We start from the raw sequence: 20866 nt of genomic DNA on the forward strand, positions 1-20866 counted from the left end.
AAGGCGACGAGGAAGCTCCCTGCCCTGACGACTATTTTTTTTGCGGTGCCCACCAGCCTGGAAACATCTGCTGTACCTTCTGCTCGGCGAACCGGTCATCAATCAGCATGACCACCCCACGGTCCTGCGGGCCACGAATGACGCGCCCTGCGGCCTGGATAACCTTGCGCACGCCCGGGTACAGGTAGGTGTAATCGAAGCCCGCGCCAAACCGCTCGGCCATGCGCTGCTTGATCTGCTCGTTGACCGGGTTGACTTGTGGCAGGCCCAAGGTGGCGACGAATGCGCCGATCAGGCGGGTTCCCGGTAGATCGACCCCTTCGGCGAACGCCCCGCCCAACACCGCGAAACCAACCCCTTGCCCACCTTCGACAAAGCGTTCGAGAAACGCTTGGCGTGCCTCCTCCGCCATCCCTTGCGACTGACGCCATTGGGGAATGGCCGGGTACCGCGTTGCCAGCATTTCAGCCACCTGCTGCAGGTACTCGAAGCTGCTGAAAAACGCCAGGTAGTTGCCTGGTTGCCGGGCGTACTGCTCGGCAATCAGCTCGCTGATAGGGGCAATGGATGCCTGACGGTGCTGGTAGCGCGTCGACACATTGCTCACCACGCGCACCTGCAACTGCTCTGCGACAAAAGGCGATGCCACTTCCAGCCAGGCAGTGTCGCCTGGCATCCCCAGCAAGTCGGCATAGAACTGCCGGGGGCCGAGGGTGGCGGAAAACAGCACAACGCTGCGCGCCGCCGCCATTTTCGGCGCGATCAATGCCGCGGGCAGCACGTTGCGCAGGCACAGGGTGGACAGGCTGCGCCGCCCCTGCCCCTCGCGCTTACTGATGTCGAACAGGAAGTTCCCATCAAAGACCTCGCTCAAGCGGCTGAACTGCAGCGCACGGAAATAGAAGTCCATCAGTGCAGGGTCCAGCCCCGACGGGGCCTGATTCATCTGTTCCTGAATCAGCGTCAGGCAGCGCTGCAAGGCCTTGAGAAAGGCCGTCGGCAACTCGGCACTGGCCCTGTAGAGCGCAACCTGGTCATTGTGCAGGGCATTCCATTGACGATTGAGTTGCTGCAGGGCACTGCTCATGCCGACAGGCTTGCTGCGACGCAGGCTCTGCAACAACCACTGATCGAGGCTCGCGCTGTACATCTGGCGGGCGCGCTCGACCAGGTTGTGCGCCTCGTCCACCAACACCGCCACCCGCCATTGGTTGACCTGGGCCAGGCCGTACAACAAGGCGCTTTGATCAAAGTAATAGTTGTAGTCGGCGACCACCACATCGACCCAGCGTGCCATCTCCTGGCTCAAGTAGTAGGGACAGACCTGATGCGTCAGCGCCACCTCGTGCAACGCAGCTTTATCCAGCAAGGCGACTTCCCGGGCCGCCTGGCGAGCCGCCGGCAATCGGTCATAAAAGCCCTTGGCCAACGGGCAGGATTCGCCATGGCAGGCGTTCTGCGGATACTCGCAGGCCTTGTCCCTGGCCACCAGCTCAAGGCTGCGCAGCGCCAACGTCGGGGCACTGGTCATGACCTGGCGCACCGCCTCCAGCGCCAAGGCCCTGCCCGGCGTCTTGGCGGTCAGGAACAACACTTTGTCCAGCTGTTGCGGCACGACAGCCTTGAGCATCGGGAACAACGTGCCCAGGGTCTTGCCGATACCCGTTGTGGCCTGGGCCATCAGACAACGGCCGGTGCTGACCGCCTTGTACACCGTTTCGGCCAGATCGCGCTGGCCGCTGCGCATCTGCGCATAGGGAAAGCTCAATGCCTGCAACCCGCTGTTACGCTCGCTCAGGCGCTGCATCTGCGGGATCGCCCAACCCAGAAACATCGCACATTGCTGCTTGAAGTACTGCTCCAATGCCTCGGCCTGGTAGTGCTGCTCGATACGCGTCTCGCGGTCACTGTCGACATCAAGGTAGACCAGCGCCAGGTGAATGTCGGTCAGTTGCCGCGCGCTGCACAGCAGCCAGCCATAAATGCGCGCCTGCGCCCAATGCAGCTCGCGGTGGTTATGCGGTTGGCTGGCAAGGTCGCCCCGGTAGGTCTTGATCTCCTCCAGACGGTTGGCTGATGGCGCGTAACCGTCGGCGCGGCCGCGCACGCGCAGTTGCTCGTAACAGCCCTCCAGGGTGACTTCTGCTTCATAGTCGGGCCCGCGCCGAGCAACCACCCGGCGATGCCCGGCCACTCCCTCCTGCGCCGTGGGCGACGGGGTGAAGCGCAGGTCAAGATCGCCCTGTTTTGCGGTGAATTCGCAGAGGGCACGCACCGCGACTACGTAGCTCATGACGCCTGCGGCGCCCATTGCACATGGCAGACCTCGACCGGCAGGCCATGCTCACTGCAGAACGCTATCCAGCGCAGCTGGTTGTCCTGCAGGCGGTCGCCAGGCCCCTTGACCTCGATCATTCGGTAACGCCGCGCCTCGGGCCACAGTTGAATCAGGTCTGGCATGCCGGCGCGGTTATGCTTGATATCTTCCAGCAAGCGCCGGAAACACGCGGACAGATGCTCAGCGGGAAGGCACGCCAAGGCCTGCTCCAACAGCGTTTCGTCAAGCACCTCCCACACCACGAAAGGCGACTGCAAGCCGCGCTTCACCGCATGGTTGGCGCGAATCGTCTGGTGATAGCGACCGTCTTCCAACTGCGCCAGGCAATCGCCAAACAGCGCCTCACGACGTGCGTGGAAACCGGGATCATGAAGGTCCTGAGGGCCACGTTGGAAAGGGTGGAAGAACGCACCCGGCAGCGGCGCGAAAATCGCGTCCCAGCAAAGCAGGCCGAACAGGCCATTGAACAGGCAGTTCTCGACGTAGAACACCTGACCGCCCTCTTCCTCCAGATGCTGCTGGACTGCCCGCTCGACACCCAGCGTCGAATGCTCGCGAGGCAGGTTGAGGTCGACCCGGTGTACGTCAGGTGCGCTGCGCCTCGGCTGCGCGGGCCCACCCAGCTTGCGCCGCAGGCGCGGCAGTACGCGGTCCAACGCCTGCGCTTGCAGTGCATTGAGCGGCTGTTCACTGACCGCCTCGGCCAGATTCAGCGCCGCCGCCCACTGTTCGTCGCGCTCCAACACCCGTATGTGGCGTAATGGCGCCTGCGGGTGCGCACTGAGCGGATAGATCTGCTGGGCCAGCGCCCAGTTACCCTCGCGCTCACACTGCTGGCCCAGGTGGAACAGCAAACGAGCGCGACGGCGTTCCAGCCAGGGGTTAAGGCTGTGCAGGCACTCGGCACGCGCCAGTACCTGCTCGACAGCCCCCCCCGCAGCCAACTGCTCGGCACACTCATGCAGGGCCAAGGCGACCTCGACATCGTTGCGCTCACGCATCGCCCGGGAATCGGCACTGAACGCCACCTGCTCGTAACGCAGTACGCCAAGGTCAGCCAATACGAATTCGGACCAGTCCTGGTGCAGATTGCCAAAGAACAGCAGGCGCAAGCGGTCGCACAGGGCTTGCAAGCGCCACGCGTAGACAACCTCGGCAAACCCCGGATACCACTCGGACAAACGACGTGGTTCTGGGTACAGCGGTGCCAGTTGCGCGAAGAGCTCGGGTTTGGCCGCACGCGGGCGCGTCAATGCCGTGGCGAAACAGTCAACGATTTCATCCTTGCGCAGCATCTGGAACAGCTGTTCCAGGCTCAGCACGGCATCATCGTCGACCCACGCCAGGACCACCAACGGCGCCAGGGCCTCGGCTGACGGGCCGATTTCGGCGTATTCCAACTTGCTTGCGCGGAACAACTGCCCCTTGCGCATCACCATGCGCACCAGCATCGCCCGTGTGGCCTGCGGTTGTTGGCGGAACTGGCGAATGAAATCATGCTCCTGCTCCGAGAGCAGATCGGCATAACGCAGCAGCAACCAGTCCAGTACCTGCTGGAAGTTGTGGAGGTAGTAAAACGGATCAGAAACAGGGTGAGCGATCACAGCAGGCAGGCAACCAGAATGTCCAGGCACTGGTTATACATACAGATCAGCTCTCTTGGCAACTTCCCGTGATCAGCGGCTTGCCATGGCCCTGCCAGGTGACAGATCGCTTACCGGGTGACCGAGCGTTTTACTCAACGTCTCGGCTTCAAGCCAGTACAACTTCTGCAAGGTCGACAGCGGCAAGCCACTGATATTCACCAGCCACTGAACAACCGGCTCAGGTGCCCGCTGCTCACGCAGCGCCTTGTGCATGTAGGGCAACGCAACCAGCATACCCGGGTGACACTGGCGCAAAAACGCCTCCAGCCGCTTGCCGCCTTCGATAAAGGGCGCAAACAGCAGACAGATCAACTGAGCCTCACTCAAGCCATAGGCCTGAGTGGCAAGATCAGCGGCCTGCTGGCGACGCTGCGCCAACTGATCGGCGCCCTGCCACGCTACCAGGACCTCGCGCTGCAGTAGCGGCGACATCTGCTTGCGCTGCATCCGAATACCGGCTCGCTTGAGGTAATCGCTCACGCCGTCCGCGTAGCACTGCCCGTGTACATGCTCGCGCCGAAGGCCCCACAGGTGCGCGCTCAGCAGTGGTGTGACGCAATCCGACTCGCTGAGCACGCACGAATGCTCACTGCACTGGAAACCAAGAAACGCGCTTAACACCTCAGACTCCGCGTCAAACGGCTGGTGAACCAGATCATCGATCGCAATGAACCGCAAAGGGCGTTGATTGCCGGAGAAGTACTGGGTTTGCAGCGACAGGCCCAGCAACCGTTGCAGGTGTTGACGCCGCACCGCGCTCAGCGCGTCGATCATCGCCCGGGGAAATGTCGCGACCTGGGCACTGAGGCCAACACCCGCTCGCCTCAGCTTGCGCCGCCCCCAGGCCAGGTAGCGCTTGCGCTCAGGCAAGGGGTCGGCGCTGATGACCGCATCCACACCGCCGTCCCATGCTATTGCATGCCGGTACAGGTCGGCCAGGCCCGCGTAACAGCACCCACAGAATGGGGGGCAAGCCACCCCGCCCGCCAGATGCCCGGCCAACAACAGATCGTTGCGGTCTGCCTGACGCTGGTTCGGCGACGAGAGCTGAGCACTGTCGAACGGCTGCATGACACCATCGTCGAGCACCAGCACTTCAACACGCGGGTCATCCTGGACAAACAGTGCCGAGTAACCACGCTCGATGTTCGCGATGACGTCAGCGGTCATGCCGGCATGCCGGGCGGTGGCAATGCGCAGGTTGAAGGTCGCGTGAGCGCGAGCCGCAATACTCAATTGCGCAGCCCGCAGAAATGCCAGGGCATGAACACTGTCTTTGCCACCCCCATGGGCATACATCACTTTGAAGCTACCGACGCGCTCATAGCCGCCCGCGGCGACGATTACGCGCTGGATCAACAGTTGCAATGAAGCGCGCTGAGCCTGGGAAAAGCGTTCCATCAGTCGCTGAAGGACTTGTCGATAGACATACTGCATGGCCTGGTCATGAACGCTACTCATAATGCTTACCTGCTGTACCGGAAAAGCTGACGACCGTGTTCGACCGCGAGAGCAGATCGGGGAGAAGAATGAAGGTGGCCATAGATATTTCCTACAGAGCCATAGGACGTCTAGAGGACAAACGCGCAGGCGCAACGCCTGCCCCAGGCTTTTTCGTGAATCCGCAGAGGTCGCCTTTAATCAGTCGAACAATCATTTCTCGCTCCGTGAGAGGACAGTGAGTGGGGTATCCAGTTAACGTGTCGGACAAGCCGCAGTACTTTTTCCTATTCATTCAACAGTAAGCCAATACGCGCTCATCCGTTTCAGCAAACCGAGTAGGAAATTTCTGAAGCTCACTCAGAGCGCCAAGCGCGGGCGTCTTGGCGTGGAATATCGCAGGCAAGCCCCCTGTGAAGTGACTTGCCTACGACGGTATTGGCGGGGGTAAATACCAAGGTGCCAACTATTGCAGTTGGCCATCCAATACAGCGATCTGCTTGAATCCGTCGCCGTCACGCAGCAAAAACACCGCATCCATACCCCGCTGCTGCGCCAAGGCAACGCCTTCATCCGGGCCCAGCACCATCAACGCGGTGGCCCAGGCATCCGCGTACATGCAACTGGTGGCAACCACCGAAACCGCCGCCAGCGGCGAGCTGAGTGCGCGGCCACGGGCCGGGTCCATGGTGTGTGAATACACTACGCCGTCGCGCTCGACCCAATGCCGGTAGTCACCGGAGGTGGCGATGGAGGCATCGCTGAGCTCCATGACCCCCAGCACCTCTCGACGGCCACGCAGCGGCTTTTCAATCGCGATGTTCCAGGGTTCGCCCGAGGGCTTGTGCCCGGCGGCACGCATCTCGCCATCGATGCCGACCAGGTAATGCCTGATGCCAGCCTGTTCCAGGCAGTGAGCCAGTTGGTCGACACCAAAGCCTTTGGCGATGCCGTTCAAGTCCAGGGTAATGGGCAAGCGTTTACGTACACGCTGAGCGCTGAAGTCGAGTTCAAGGGCCGCAGAGGCGCGGTTTCGCTTCTGGCTACCCTTCACCAGCGGCAGTTCGGCGGATTGGCCGCCCGCACCAAACCCCCAGGCGTTGACCAGGTCGCCCACGCCGATATCGAAGGCCCCCTGTGACTCATGCTCGATACGCAGCGCAGTCGACAAGACCCACAGCAAGGCGTCGGGAATCACCCTCCACGCCCCCACCGGCAAGGCGTTGAACTGCATCAAAGCGGAGTCGGGCTTCCAGGTGGACATCTGCTGGTCCACGGCATCGACCGCCTGAAACAACTGCGCACCCAACACCGCCAAGTCCTGGCCCGCTGGCGCATAGAAGACGGCGCTGTAGCGAGTTCCCATGGTTTCGCCATTCAGGCTGTAGCGCTCAAGCGCCGCCGCTTCAGAACACATCTTCACGGTATCGCCCCTGTACGTTAAGGGTTTCGACGTTCAGGCAAATGGGTGCCAACAGCCCATCAAACACCTGCCTGACGCTTTCTGCCATTTCACGCCCACCGCAGACCAGCACCTGCGCACCGCTCTGGATGAGCGCCTGCAACTTCAGCGCATCGGCGCGAATACGGTCTTGAACATAAGCGCGCTCCGCACCGCGAGAAAACGCCGTGCTCAAGTGATGGAGCCGTCCGTCCTCCAGGTAAGTACCCAGTTCGTCCTCATAGAGGAACTCCGTTGTGGCCGAACGCCCACCCCAGTACAGGTTGATCGGGCGCGCCCGGTGGTTCTTGCGGATAAAACCTACCAAAGGTCCGATCCCGGTACCCGCGCCCACCAGAATGACCGGTGCCTGCCCGGCACTGGGGCGGAAATGCGGGTGTTGCTGAACAAACGCTTCGATGCGACCGCCAAGCGGCAGCGTATGCAGGTATCCCGAGCACAGCCCCTGCGCATGCCGGCGCACACAGATCTCCACCACCCCATCGCTACGGCTGGTGGCAATCGAGTAGAACCTCGCCTCTTCCCCGCGGCTCGGTACCACACCCAGCAAGTCACCGGGCTCGAACGCTGGCAAGCGGTCCTTGCCCAGCAATCGGGACAGCAGATTACGACCGCTGCCGGGTACCGGTGCAAAACGCAAGACGGCGGTACTGGTTGCCTCGGTTTCGCCATAGACCACCCGCTCGATCAATTCGAGGCTGCGTGTCGGCACCGAGACGCGTGCCGGTTTCAGCAGCAATTCGACCCCCAATTGTTCGGCAAGGGCACTGCCCCACTGGCTGAAGGCCTCGGCATCGCCACGGTCAACCGTTGCCAAGGGCAGCAACATCGAGCAACCCGCGCCCTGCAAGGCATCCTGTACCCGGTGGGCATAGGCGCAGAACTGTTTGAAACGCGAGTCACCAAAGCCCAGCACCGCAACGCTCAGGTCCGGGCCCAACTGTGCCTGTTGCAGACGCGCCATGAACGCACTGGCGGAGTCCGGGGCGTGGCCGTCGCCGTAGGTCGAGGTCAGTACCAGCAGGCGCTTGGCCTGGCGATAGCGCGGTTGCAAGCTGTTCATGGTGGCGGTATGCACGGCATGGCCAGCGTTCGTCAGCGCATCATGCACGGCACTGGCAAATGCCCAGGTGGTCGCCGACTGACTGCCGACCAACACCACGGTATCCGCCTGTTGCGCGCCGACGTTGGCACGCAGTGTCGGCGTCAGCTTGCGCCGTTGCCACCAGATCAGTGTGCCGGTAATGGCCAACAACGGCACTGCCGACACACACAGGCCACACAGCAGGCTCAACCACCAGTAGCCTTCGCCGGTGTGCAATTGATAGACCGTCTCATACACCTGACGCGTCAGCGTGTGGGCCTGATAATTCAGCAGTTCGCCTGATGCCGGGTCGACGTAGCCATCGCCAGACGCAGTTCTAAGGGTGATGACTCCGTTGCTGTCATTGGGCTTGGGAAACTCCAGCTCACGCAGGTCAGCGATATCAACCGCCTTGAGTGCCTTGAGGTCAGCAACGGCCGCATGCGGGCCTTGTGCAACCTGGCTGGGATAGGCCGGCTCAAGCGCCATGCCATCGTCGATCAGGCCAAAGGTGACACCGGACATGTACAGGCCTGTCACCGACAGCAGTATCAGCCCCGGCAGGCTCAGGCGGCCAGCGGCCGAGTGCCAGCGCTGAGAACGGTCGCCCGTTGATCGGGACAGCAGCATGCGCCACCCGCCCATTTTGCGGGCCAACAGCACCACACCAGACAGTGACAGCAGCGCCATCGCCAGGGCGACGACACCACTGACGCCGCGCCCCACATCGCCCGCGAAAAACGAACGGTGCAAGTCCCGCATCCAGGCCATGAAGGCACCCGGCTCGTAGGACCCAAGCGCTGCTCCTGTGCGCGGATCGACACGCAAGGTGTCACCGCCGTGCTTCGAGTCGACGGTCACCCGAACTTCGCCTGACGGTGCGCGCTCGATCAGTTCGACACCGGCAACCTGTTGGGTAATCCGCGAGGCGACGACGGCGGCGCTGACACCCTGCAGCGGGCTGCCGACATCCAGACGCGTGAGTGTCGGTTGCAGTGCCAGGGTCACACCACTCAGGGCGACGACCATGACCAGCACACTCAGCGCCACACCTGGCCATGAATGAAGTTTGCGCAGCATTAGCCTGTACCTCACCGGTATCAGAGATCGTAACGGAAGCTATCGACGTAACCGTTGCCCGACGTGGCCTTGCCTGAGCCTTCGCGGGTCAGCGGCACCTGGACTTCGGCGCTGTTTTCGCGCTTGTCTTCCACCGCGGTATCGATGCGGATTTGATAGCCGGCGTCGATCAATGCATCAGCAATGTCCACCGACACTTTCAGCGTTTCACCACTGCCGACGCTGGCGCCACTGACGCCGTCGAATTCGGCAGCATTCAGGCCGCTGCCACGGGCCCAGTCACGCAGGTGCTTGTAGTACTTGGCCTTCTTGCCGGCCACCCACAGGGTACGTTCGTACTTGCCCTGGGCATCGGTCAGGTAAATGGCAACATAGGCACCGTTGCCCCGATAGGATTGCAGGGTGCTGGTGAGGGTGACTTCCCGAGCGTGAGCAAATGCTGGGGCAGCGGCGACACCTGCGAGTGCAAGGGAAAAGACAGCCTTTTTCATCGAGAAGCCCTCAGGCAGAGGAAAAGATGGCTTCACGATAACGGCCATTACTTAATGGAAGCTGAACAGGCTTTCAGCGGTACTTAAGGGTTCCTTAAGGTGCTTGTGCAGCAACGGCACGGGTACGGGCCCGGTCAGTCAGCGCGCGTTTTGCCCAGTAGCAGGAGCAATGACAGCGCCGAAAACACGGCACCCGCGTAGAACGCAATCGCCGCACCATAGGCTTGCCAAAGCCAGCCGGCAATCACACTCGCCAGCAGCAAGGCCAGCCCACCGACCAGGTTGAACACCCCGAATGCCGTGCCTTTCAGAGCGGCGGGCGTGGTATCGGCGACCAGTGTGGCCAGCGTGCCCTGGCTAAAGCCCATGTGCAGCCCCCACAGCGCAACCCCGGCCATCATCGCCCAGGCGCTTTGGGCATACGCCAGTACAACGTCAGCCAGTATCAGCAACACCAGGCTCATGGACAACAGCGCCGTGCGGCTCATTCGGTCCGACCACTTACCGACCGGGTATGCCGACACCATGTAGAAACCCGCCATCACCACCATGACCACAGGCACCCAAGTCGCCGCGAAACCTGCCTGCTGTGCACGCAGGATCAGAAACGCCTCACTGAAACGTGCCAGTGAAAACGCCGCACCAATGGCCACGACCCACCAGTACTCAGCGGAAAACTGCTTCAACGACGCCATTCGCAACGGCGCACGGAAATGCCGCTCGCCCGCCTCATGGACAGGCTCGCGGATCCCCACCAGTAACAACCCGACGGCCAGCGCTGCAGGAATCACGGCAAACCACAGAACCGACGAAATCGCCCCGGCAAAGATGGTCATCAACAGAATGGCCAGCAGTGGCCCGAGAAAGGCGCCCACGGTGTCCATCGCCTGGCGCAAGCCAAAGCAGGCACCGCGAATGTCGGCAGGCGCCACATCGGCGACCAGTGCGTCGCGTGGTGCGCCGCGTATACCTTTGCCGATCCGGTCCAGAATACGTGCGGTAAATACCACGCCTGCCGAACTGGCCAGTGGGAACAGTGGCTTGGTCAGGGCCGCAAGCCCATAGCCAAGCAACAGCAACTCCTTGCGCCGCCCGATGAAGTCGCTGAACGCACCGGAAAACACTTTCACGATCAAGGCGGTAGCTTCTGCCACCCCTTCGATGATACCTACCGCCAGGATGCTGATGCCCAGCTCACCCACCAGATACAGGGGTAACAGGCTATGCACCAGTTCGGACGACAGGTCCATGAACAGGCTGACAAAACCCAGCGTCCAGACCGTTCGCGGGATACGTGGAAGCGAACGATCGGCCCCCCTGTTCATCGAGTACCCCCTGACGATGACCTTGGCCGGCGGGAACTACATACCCGCCGCTGATGCAACCAGAGCATAGTCGATCGCCCTGCCCGCCTCCTGCGCCTTGGCCCTCGTCATGTTTGGGATTACGCCAGGACCTCTGGCTCGTTCACCGTGGGTTTTACCGTCGCCCGTGCGTCGAAAGCGCCACCCGTCAGCACTTGGTCTGCAAGCGTCACCGGCTTTTTCCCAGGCAACAGCGGGAACACCAGCTCGGCAAAGCGAATCGACTCTTCCAAATGCGGGTAACCCGACAGTACGAAGCTGTCGACACCCAGTTCGGCGTACTCCTGCAAGCGCGCCGCAACCGTTTGTGGGTCGCCGACCAATGCCGTACCCGCGCCGCCACGCACCAGACCGACCCCGGCCCAGAGGTTCGGGCTGACTTCCAGTTGGTCGCGCCGCCCGCCGTGCAAGGCGGCCATGCGTCGCTGGCCTTCGGAGTCCATGCGGGCGTAGTTGGCCTGGGCGCTGGCAATGGTGTCGTCGTCCAGGTGGCTGATCAGCCGTTCGGCGGCAGCCCAGGCTTGCTCGGTGGTCTCGCGCACGATCACATGCAGACGCACGCCAAAACGCACTGTACGCCCGTATTTCGCCGCACGTTCACGCACATCGGCAATTTTTTCGGCCACCGCGGCCGGCGGCTCGCCCCAGGTCAGGTAAGCATCCACGTGCTTGGCCGCCAGCTCATGGGCGGCTGCCGAGGAGCCACCGAAGTACAGCGGTGGATAGGGTGTCTGTACTGGCGGGAAGACGTTCGAAGCCTGTTTGACGTTGACGTGTTTGCCTTGGAAATCCAGGGTCTTGCCAGCCAGCAGTTGGCGCCACACGGTGAGGAATTCGTCTGCTGCTTCGTAGCGCTGGTCGTGATCGAGGTAGACGCCCTCTGCCGCCAGCTCAGTGGCATCGCCACCGGGTACGACATTGAGCAGCAGGCGGCCGTTCAGCGCCTGGTCGAGGGTGGCGGCTTGCCGCGCCGCCACCGTCGGGCCGCTCACAGAGGTGCGCAATGCGACCAGCAGTTTGATCCGCTGGGTCACCGGCACCAGGCTCGCAGCGGTGACCCACGGGTCCAGGCAACTGCTGCCGGTTGGAATCAACAAACCGTCGTAGCCCAGGCTTTCAGCGGTCACTGCAATCTGGCGCATGTAGGCGTTGGTCGCCGGGCGACCGGACGACGACTTGCCCAGGTAGCGGGTGTCACCAGAGGTGGGTAGAAACCAGAAAATCTCCAAGCTCATAGGTACAGGCCTCAATAAGGAATGCGCGGCTGACAGGGCAACCCGTTCTGGCGCAAGGCGCGCGGCATCCGTGCCGTCGGTATGTTGCGCGCGCTCTGCGGCGCGCTGAGCAGCAACGTGGCTGTATGGGACAGCGGTGAGCAAGAGCTGTACCAGCTGCCGACGGGCCCGGCTAAAAGCCTCTCGGGCCGGAGAAAACCGGCCGAGCGACCAGCGCTCATAGCCCGCTGACGGCGTGGCAACTATTGCCCAGCCAACAACACTGTTGATTGGCTGTTGCCAGGAAAACACCTGCACCGGGAACCCGCAGAAAAATCCACAGGCCGCGATCCAGAGCCCCCCGGCACGTCACGGCAACGCCTTAAGCTAATAACTAAAATGTCTTTATTTAAAGGTTGTTAGATCAATTACATTCAACAGCGCACACACCGATACTGTTGTGCCTTACGCAGCTCAGCAGTGTTGCCAGCCCAACAGCCCGTCTACGACTGGACGGCTGGGCGCCAAACGGGGCGCTACAAACACCGTCTTTTTACTCATAGGCCCGACCATGCAACTACTCACGCTGCCGCCCTCACCCGCACTGGCCACGTCGATCCGCGCCACTGCGCAGGTTTTCGAAGACCCTAAATCGCAAGCGCTGCTGGCGCACCTGCAACAGATCGCGCCCAGTGACGCCAGCGTGTTGATCATTGGTGAAACCGGTACCGGCAAGGAGTTGGTGGCGCGTCACCTGCACAACCTCAGTGCCCGGCGCAACAAGCCGTTTATCGCGGTGAACTGCGGCGCCTTCTCTGAAACGCTGGTGGAAGCCGAGTTGTTCGGCCACGAGAAAGGCGCCTTCACCGGCGCCCTGAGCGCCAAGGCCGGCTGGTTTGAAGAGGCCAACGGCGGCACGCTGTTCCTTGACGAGATCGGCGATTTGCCAATGCCCATCCAGGTCAAACTGTTGCGCGTGCTGCAGGAGCGGGAAGTGGTGCGCCTGGGCTCACGCAAGAGCATCCCGATCAATGTGCGGGTGCTGGCCGCCACCAACGTGCAACTGGAAAAGGCGATCAATGCCGGGCATTTCCGCGAGGATCTCTACTACCGCCTGAACGTCGTCAGCCTGGAGCTCAACCCTCTGCGTGAGCGACCAGGCGATATCCTGCCGCTGATTCGCCACTTCATTGCCGAGTACAGCAGACGCCTCGGCTACGGCGAGATTGTGATGGATGCCGAGGCTCAGCAGAAACTGGTGAACTATTCCTGGCCGGGCAACATTCGCGAGCTGGAAAACGTCATTCACCACACGTTGTTGATCTGCCGTGACAACCTGATACGCGCACATGACCTGCACCTGTCCAATTTGCGCATAGAGCGCCAGGAGAGCAGCAACCACAACGACAGCGCCGAAGCCTTGCTGGAACAGGCCTTCCAGAAATTGTTCGAAGAGGAAAGCGGTGCCTTGCATGAACGGGTCGAGGCACTGCTGCTGCGCGCCGCCTACCGTTTCTCCCACTACAACCAGGTGCACACCGCCAACCTGCTCGGCCTGAGCCGCAACATCACCCGGGCAATGCTGATCAAAAGCGGCGAGCTGGTGGTCAATAAACGCCAACCCGCACCACGCGAGACCGGTGCCAGGGCATTCAACCTGTCAATCTGAACACCCGTGATCAATACAAAGAAGCCCGGGGCTATCCCATCGATAGCCCCGGGCTTTTCAGCTTCAACAGCGCAAGCCCCTTCAGCGTGGCGCGAGGTACCCCAGCAACTGCACCCGGTCGGCCAGCGTCGCCGCTTTTGCGATCAGCGCCTCGGCATCGCCCTGAACCGGCACGCCGATCAGCAAGCGCCCTTGGGCGCGCCCCTGAATACGCTCGACGCCGCCGTGCAGCAAACGGCTCTGGGGCCCCAGAGCCCGGGCAATCGCCAGCAGGTCCACCTCGTGCCGGTGGCCGCTGAACTGCAGGCTCAACAGCCGCTCATCCGTCACGGCGCCCGGCCCAGCGTGCAACCGCTGCTGCAGATCGGCAGGTACGTCACTGAGCTGACGGCCCAGCAGGGTGCGGGTGACCTCATGCTGTGGGTCACCGAATAGTTGCCAGACCTCGCCCTGCTCCACCACCTCTCCGCGCTCCAGCACGACCACCCGGTCGCAGATCGCCCGGATGACTTCCATTTCGTGAGTGATCAATACAATGGTCAGGCCCAGGCGGCGGTTGATATCGCGCAGCAGGGCCAGGATTGCCTGAGTACTTTCCGGGTCGAGGGCTGAGGTAGCCTCGTCACAAAGCAGGATTTGCGGCTGGTGCACCAAGGCACGGGCAATGCCGACGCGCTGCTTCTGCCCTCCGGACAGTTGCGCCGGGTAGGCCTGATGCTTGTCCTGCAACCCCACCAGAGCCAGCAGTTCGCTGACCTTGCTGGCAATCTGCGTCTTGTCCACCCCGGCCATGCGCAAGGGCAGTGCCACGTTGTCCCAGACGGTTTTCGCCGACATCAGGTTGAAGTGCTGAAAAATCATGCCCACTCGCCGCCGCAACTGCACCAGCTGCGCGGCGTTGTACAGGCCGATATCCTGATCGTCGATCAGCACCCGACCGCTGCTCGGCTGCTCGAGGCGATTGAGGGTGCGAATCAGCGATGACTTGCCAGCGCCGCTACGGCCAATGATGCCAAATACCTCACCGTGACGAATTGCCAGGTTCAGGTTGCTCAACGCTGGCTGGGGATTGCCCGGGTAGTGCTTGCCTACCCCTTGCAGGCGGATATGCGCCGGTTCATGCAGGGTGCTCACCTGCGCCCCGCGACGGGCGGAGGGCGCCGGCGCCAGATCAGCAGGTACAACCTTGAGTGCAGTGTACTGGGTCATCTGAATGGGCTTCCTGACAGCCACGATGCCGACAGGGCTTAGAACCCTGGGGCAATCTGGCCTTTGTAACGGGCAAGGATGAATTCACGCACCTGTGGCGAGTTCAGCGCTTTGGCCAGTTTCTGCACGGCCGGGCTCTGCAGGTTGTCCGGACGGGCGACCAGGTACTCGACGTAGAGGTCCTTGCCCTTCTCGACAATCAGCGCACTGCTGGTGTCGATACCGGCTTCAAGGGCGTAGTTGGCAAACACGAAAGCCAGGTCGACCTGGCTTACCGAGCGCGCCAACAGTGCGCCTTCCAGCTCACGAATCTTCAGTTTCTTCGGGTTCTCGGCGATATCGCGCTGGGTCGCCAAGGTGTTGCTTGGGTCTTTCAGTTTGATCAGGCCAGCTTCATGCAGCAGTACCAATGCCCGGCCTGTGTTGACCGGGTCGTTGGGTATCGCCACCGAGGCGCCGTCCTTGAGTTCCGACAAGTCCTTGATCTTGGTTGAATAGGCGCCAAAGGGCTCGATATGCACGCCGACCACCGGCACCAGGTTGGTGTGGCGGGTCTTGTTGAACTCGTCGAGGAACGGCCGGTACTGGTAGTAGTTGGCGTCGAGGTTCTTTTCTGCCAGTTGCAGGTTGGGCTGGATGAAGTCGGAGAACACCTTGATGTCCAGATCGACGCCCTCCTTGGCCAGTGCCGGTTTCACGAATTCGAGAATTTCCGCATGGGGAACCGGGGTAGCACCCACGACCAGTTTTTCACCCGCCTGCACGCTGAACGCGACCACGGCAGCCAGAATGGCAATAGCCTTTTTCATTACAGTGACTCCTTGAACAGTAGAGGATTGGCCGTCGTGGGGTGGACGTGGGGCCACAGTTGGCAGCACTACCCGGCTGCCACTCGGGAGGATATTTTTCAGCGTCGGCTGTAACGCACCACCAACCGGTCACCGCTGACCTGCAGGGCCTGCACCAGGACAATCAGCAAAAGCACGGTGACCACCATCACATCGGTCTGGAAACGCTGATAACCAAAGCGAATGGCCAGATCGCCCAGGCCACCGCCACCGATCACCCCGGCCATTGCGGTGTAATCCACCAGGACAATGGCGGTGACGGTCACGGCAGCGATCAGCCCGGTGCGTGCTTCAGGCAGCAAGGTGTGCCAGATGATCTGCCAGGTGCTGCCGCCCATGGATTGGGTTGCCTCGACCAGGCCTCGGTCGACCTCGCGCAGGGCGGTTTCCACCAACCGGGCGAAGAACGGCGTGCAGCCCACCACCAGCGGCGGAATGGCGCCTGCCACGCCCAGCGAAGTACCGGTCAACAGCGTGGTTACCGGTACCAGAACAATCAGAAGAATAATGAACGGCAACGAACGCAGGGTGTTCACCAGCACCGACAGGCCGCGGTACACACCCGGGGTTTCGTGCAGCTGCTGTTTGCCGGTGAGGTACAGCCACACCCCCAACGGCAAGCCCAACAGCACGGTAAAGCTCAGCGCAGCGCCGAGCATGGTCAGGGTATCGAGGCAGGCCTGAGCGATTTCCCCACCATTGAGATTGGCGAACAGTTCGTTCATCCCTTCACTCCCCAGTGCAGTCCGCCCTACGACCAGTCATGGCGTGGCGGTTTAACCCCATTGAGCAACCAGTTGCCCACCACGTGGTACTTCCAGCGCACCGGGTCGTGCAGGGTATGCACGCGGGCGTTGCGCCAATGCCGGTCATGGTTGTGCAGGGCCAGTGAGGAACGCGTGCCGCCCAGTTCGAACAGACGGTTACTGGCTTCCAGGGCGATTTCCGTTGTCAGTACCTTGGCCTTGGCGACGGCCACCGAAGCCCGTGCCACCCCGTCTTCGTCCGGCGCCGCCCGCACGCTGTCCATGACCTTGCCGGCGCGCTCCAGCAATGCTTCTGCAGCCTCCAGGCGGATGCTCAGGTTGCCGACCTGGACGATAGTCAGCGGGTCTTCACTGGCCTTGGCCAGCCCGGCGTCGATCCATGGCCGCGCATGCTCACGCACAAAGCGCACGGTGTCGCGCAGCGCAGCCTGGGCAATACCGGCATCGATGGCGGCGGTGGTGATCTGCGCAAACGGCCCGGCCAGGGTCGGGTTCTCGTAAGAGCGGTAAGTCTGGAACACATTGAACGCCGGTACCCGCAGGTTCTGCGCCAGTACCGTACCGCTGGCGGTATTACGCTGCCCGATACTGGCCCAATCATCGACCACGGTCAGCCCATCGGTGTGGCGTGGCACAAAGGCCAGGTGCGCCCTGCCCTCGGCATCCAGCGCCAAGACGCCCAGCCAGTGAGCGTAGAGCGAACCGGTGCAGTAACCCTTGCGCCCATTGATGACGATGGACTCGCCATCGTGGGTAAAGCGCGTCTGGATGTCCTGTACCGTCTTGCCGCCCGTCTCGGACAGTGCGTTGGCGAAACGATTGCCCTTGAGCGCCAGGCCGAAGAAAAAGCGCTTTTGCGCCTCACTGCCCTGCAGGCGGATGTCTTCGAGCAAGCAATAGTGGTTTTGTGGAATCTGCCCCAGCGACGCATCGGCCGCGGAAATAATGGCAATCACTTCGGCCAGGGTGGCGTAGGACACCTCAGCGCCACCGAAGGCCTTGGGCACGGTAATACCCCACAGGCCGCTGTTGGAGAACACATCCACCACCTCGGCGGGCACCTGGCGCTGGCGATCACGCTCGGCGTCGCCCTCCAGCAGGAAAGCTGCAACCTTGTGCGCAACGGCAATGGCTTCGGCATCGCTGCGGATCACATGCGCATCCGGCTCGGAAAGTGGGTAGTGCGCGCTGGTCAGGGTGTTCGGCATAGGTTCCTCACGGCTTACTCATCGTCGGCCACCACCTTCGGCGGCCTTTTGATGAGGCAATGCAGGAGCCATGCCAGTATTTTTATCCTTATATTTCAGTATCTTATGATTATTTTTGAAATCCAAGCAGTGTAAAAAGCAACAAAGTGTTGGGTGCCTGTTGCCTGGCGAACAGTTCGCCAGGGATCCGCGTACTGCTACGCAGCAAAACCCCGCGATAAACAAAAGCGATACCCGCTTAAAGATTTCCAAGAGGCCGCCCCACGGCCTGCAGCCGTAGACTCACCCCACTCCGCGATGCGGTCAGGTGATTCCTGCCGGTCATCAGTGTTTTCGAATGCCCGGCGGAATTTTCACCACTACAAAAACAAAAGGTGAATGCGCATGCTCAATCAAACTGTCGATGTGAAAGCGTGGATCGACAACCGGCCCATGACAGGCTACCAGTGGCTTATTCTCGGTTTGTGCTTCCTCATTGTCCTGTTCGACGGCTTCGACGTCGCGGTCATGGGCTTCATCGCCCCTTCGCTGATGCAGGAATGGGGGTTGTCCCGTGCGGCCTTCGGCCCAGTGATGAGTGCCGGCATGGTGGGCCTGGCAATAGGTGCCCTGACCGCCGGCCCCTACGCCGACCGCTTCGGGCGCAAGCGGGTACTGGTTTTCGCCGTGACCGGCTTCAGCCTCCTCAGCCTGGGCTGTGCATTTGCCCGCAACCCTTATGAGCTGGCGGCCTTGCGCCTGCTGATCGGTATCGCGCTGGGCGCGGCATTGCCAAACACCACGACCCTGCTCTCGGAATACCTCCCCGAGCGCAATCGTTCACTGCTGATCACCCTCATGTTCACCGGGTTCAACCTGGGCTCGGGTGCCGGTGGCCTGCTGGCCGCCTGGCTGATCCCTCTGCATGGCTGGCAATCGGTACTGATGGCCGGCGGTATTCTGCCCTTGCTGCTCCTGCCCGCTCTTTGGTTCCTGCTGCCTGAGTCGGCGCGTTTCCTGGCGGCGCGCAATGCACCCGCGAGCCAGATCGCCAAGGTCTTGAACCGGCTGGGCGGCACCTTCGATGCGAACACCTGCTTTACCGTTGCCGAACCCAAGGCCCAGCATAAAGCACCTGTACGCATGCTGTTCAGTGAGCGCTATCGCCTAGGTACCCTGGCACTCTGGATGACCTACTTCATGGGCCTGCTGGTGATCTACCTGACCATGGGCTGGCTGCCAACACTGCTGCGTGACAGCGGCCTGAGCATCGAGCGGGCAGCCACCCTGACCGGCCTGTTCCAGATCGGCGGCACCGTCGGCGCCATCGTCGTCGGCTGGATCATGGACCGCCGCAACCCGAACGGCGTCATCGCCACATCCTATGCCCTGGGAGGCACCTTCATTCTCTTGCTTGGGGCCTTGAGCCTGGAGTCGAACTTGCTGGCCGTGGGCGTGATTGCCGCGGGCTTCTTCATGAGCGGTGCGCAAACCGGCCTGAATGCCTTTGCGCCCAACTACTACCCAACGGACTTTCGCGCCACTGGCGTCAGCTGGATGCTCGGCATCGGTCGCTTCGGAGCAATTTTCGGCTCGCTGATCGGTGGCGTGATTCTAAGCTTGGGGCTGGGCCTGCCCACCCTGTTCACCCTCCTTGGCTTGCCGGCCTTCATCGCGGCCCTGGCGATTCTGGCCAACGGTCAGGCAAGGCGCCGCGCCAACCAGACGTTGATCGCGCAATGATCCGCTTCGTTTAAAGGAAACTCACATGGCACGTATTATTGGTGGTCTTGCGGTCTCGCACACCCCAACCATCGGCTTCGCAGTCGATCACGATAAACAGGACGAGGCAGCCTGGGCGCCGATTTTCCAAGGCTTCGAGCCGATCAAGGCCTGGCTGAAGGAACAGCAACCCGATGTGCTGTTCTACATCTTCAACGACCATGTCACATCGTTCTTCTTTGACCATTACGGCGCCTTCACCCTGGGTGTCGACGAGCGCTACGACGTGGCTGATGAAGGTGGCAACCCACGTGCGCTGCCGCCCATCAGGGGCCATGCGGCACTGTCACGGCACATCGGCGAAAGCCTGATGAGCGATGAGTTCGACATGGGCTTTTTCCGCGACAAACCGCTGGATCACGGTTTCTTCTCGCCCATGTCGGCCCTGCTACCCTGTGAACCCGACTGGCCAGTGGAAATCGTCCCCCTTCAGGTCGGCGTCCTGCAGTTCCCGGTTCCCAGCGCAGCGCGTTGCTACAAACTGGGCCAGGCCCTGCGCCGCGCCATCGAGAGCTACCCGCAAGACCTCAAGGTTGCGATCGTGGCAACCGGCGGTGTGTCGCATCAGGTGCACGGCGAGCGCTGCGGCTTCAATAACCCGCAGTGGGATGCCCAGTTCATTGACCTGTTCGTCAACGACCCGGTGCGCCTGAGTGAAATGACCCTGGCCGAATACGCCACGCTCGGCGGCATGGAGGGTGCAGAAGTGATCACCTGGCTGATCATGCGCGGCGCGCTGTCATCGACGGTGAAGCAACTGCACTACGACTACTACCTGCCCTCCATGACCGGCATCGCCACGCTGCTGCTGGAAAACCAGGCGCGCCCAGTGCCGGCCGAACTGAACGCACGTCACCTGCAACACATGGGCCGTCAACTGGCCGGTATCGAGAAGCTGGAAGGCACCTACCCGTTCACACTGGAACGCAGTGCCAAGGGTTATCGCCTGAACAAGTTCCTGCACCGCATGATCGAACCGAACTGGCGCCAGCGCTTTCTGGACGCACCCGAAACCCTGTTCGAGGAAGCCGGGCTGAGCAAAGAAGAACGCGACCTGCTGCGCCGACGTGATTGGCGGGGATTGATTCACTACGGCGCGATCTTCTTCGTCCTGGAGAAGCTCGCCGCCGTCCTCGGCATCCCCAACCTGCACGTCTATGCAGCCATGCGCGGGCAAAGCCTGGAAGACTTCATGAAAACCCGCAACCAGCAAGTGCTGTACTCGGTAGCAGGTAAAACCGCACGCTGATCCATGGGCGGGGCCAGCGCGAAAAGGCGAAGGCCC

At 61.8% G+C, this 20866-nt stretch carries 15 protein-coding genes; 3 read left to right on the forward strand and 12 right to left on the reverse strand.

All coding sequences use genetic code 11. The annotated features are described in order from the left end of the window. Nucleotides 1-31: 31 nt before the first annotated feature. The 8 genes from AB7M23_RS18895 to ssuD all read right to left on the reverse strand — a co-directional run bounded on the left by AB7M23_RS18895 (nt 32) and on the right by ssuD (nt 12140). Nucleotides 32-2293, reverse strand: a complete 2262-nt coding sequence (locus tag AB7M23_RS18895; protein ID WP_454241692.1) for an ATP-dependent DNA helicase — start codon at nt 2291-2293, stop codon at nt 32-34. Then, nucleotides 2290-3942 (reverse strand): VRR-NUC domain-containing protein, encoded by a 1653-nt coding sequence (locus tag AB7M23_RS18900; protein WP_454242201.1) that lies wholly within the window; start codon nt 3940-3942, stop codon nt 2290-2292. Before AB7M23_RS18900 ends, AB7M23_RS18895 begins: the two co-directional genes overlap by 4 nt. 72 nt (nt 3943-4014) lie before the next feature. Then, complete coding sequence (locus AB7M23_RS18905; protein ID WP_454241693.1) at nt 4015-5445, reverse strand: hypothetical protein; 1431 nt, start codon at nt 5443-5445, stop codon at nt 4015-4017. A 445-nt stretch (nt 5446-5890) separates the two neighbouring features. Then, nucleotides 5891-6841 (reverse strand): FAD:protein FMN transferase, encoded by a 951-nt coding sequence (locus tag AB7M23_RS18910; RefSeq protein ID WP_454242202.1) that lies wholly within the window; start codon nt 6839-6841, stop codon nt 5891-5893. Next, the gene (locus AB7M23_RS18915) at nt 6831-9050 is read right to left on the reverse strand and encodes a PepSY-associated TM helix domain-containing protein (RefSeq protein WP_454241694.1); all 2220 of its coding nucleotides are present in this window, start codon (nt 9048-9050) and stop codon (nt 6831-6833) included. Before AB7M23_RS18915 ends, AB7M23_RS18910 begins: the two co-directional genes overlap by 11 nt. Nucleotides 9051-9070: 20 nt before the next feature. After that, a complete protein-coding gene (locus AB7M23_RS18920) occupies nt 9071-9541 on the reverse strand; it encodes a DUF2271 domain-containing protein (protein WP_065757613.1) in 471 nt (156 codons plus the stop codon). A gap of 134 nt (nt 9542-9675) precedes the next feature. Next, nucleotides 9676-10866 (reverse strand): MFS transporter, encoded by a 1191-nt coding sequence (locus AB7M23_RS18925; protein ID WP_454241695.1) that lies wholly within the window; start codon nt 10864-10866, stop codon nt 9676-9678. A gap of 119 nt (nt 10867-10985) precedes the next feature. Continuing rightward, complete coding sequence (gene ssuD, locus AB7M23_RS18930) at nt 10986-12140, reverse strand: FMNH2-dependent alkanesulfonate monooxygenase (RefSeq protein ID WP_065757615.1); 1155 nt, start codon at nt 12138-12140, stop codon at nt 10986-10988. A 550-nt stretch (nt 12141-12690) separates the two neighbouring features. Here ssuD and AB7M23_RS18935 point away from each other — a divergent pair. Beyond that, complete coding sequence (locus AB7M23_RS18935) at nt 12691-13788, forward strand: sigma-54 interaction domain-containing protein (RefSeq protein ID WP_099775011.1); 1098 nt, start codon at nt 12691-12693, stop codon at nt 13786-13788. 81 nt (nt 13789-13869) lie between these two features. Here the strand turns inward: AB7M23_RS18935 and AB7M23_RS18940 are convergent, their stop codons facing one another. The 4 genes from AB7M23_RS18940 to AB7M23_RS18955 all read right to left on the reverse strand — a co-directional run bounded on the left by AB7M23_RS18940 (nt 13870) and on the right by AB7M23_RS18955 (nt 17820). After that, a complete protein-coding gene (locus tag AB7M23_RS18940) occupies nt 13870-14997 on the reverse strand; it encodes a methionine ABC transporter ATP-binding protein (protein ID WP_454241696.1) in 1128 nt (375 codons plus the stop codon). Between the two features lie 38 nt (nt 14998-15035). Continuing rightward, on the reverse strand, nt 15036-15806 hold the full coding sequence (locus AB7M23_RS18945; protein WP_330523340.1) for a MetQ/NlpA family ABC transporter substrate-binding protein: 771 nt from the start codon (nt 15804-15806) through the stop codon (nt 15036-15038). Between the two features lie 98 nt (nt 15807-15904). Beyond that, nucleotides 15905-16570 (reverse strand): methionine ABC transporter permease, encoded by a 666-nt coding sequence (locus tag AB7M23_RS18950; RefSeq protein WP_099775017.1) that lies wholly within the window; start codon nt 16568-16570, stop codon nt 15905-15907. Nucleotides 16571-16596: 26 nt separating this feature from the next. After that, entirely contained in the window at nt 16597-17820 is a 1224-nt protein-coding gene (locus AB7M23_RS18955) for an SfnB family sulfur acquisition oxidoreductase (RefSeq protein ID WP_102051590.1), read from the reverse strand. Between the two features lie 384 nt (nt 17821-18204). Between AB7M23_RS18955 and AB7M23_RS18960 the strand changes: the two genes are divergently transcribed. Then, entirely contained in the window at nt 18205-19542 is a 1338-nt protein-coding gene (locus AB7M23_RS18960) for an MFS transporter (protein ID WP_099776685.1), read from the forward strand. 25 nt (nt 19543-19567) lie between these two features. Further along, nucleotides 19568-20830 carry a gallate dioxygenase gene (locus AB7M23_RS18965; protein WP_454241697.1) on the forward strand — a complete coding sequence of 421 codons (1263 nt, stop codon included), beginning with the start codon at nt 19568-19570 and terminating at the stop codon, nt 20828-20830. The last annotated feature ends 36 nt before the right edge of the window (nt 20831-20866 follow it).

It is taken from the genome of Pseudomonas sp. HLS-6 TE3448 (assembly GCF_053629555.1).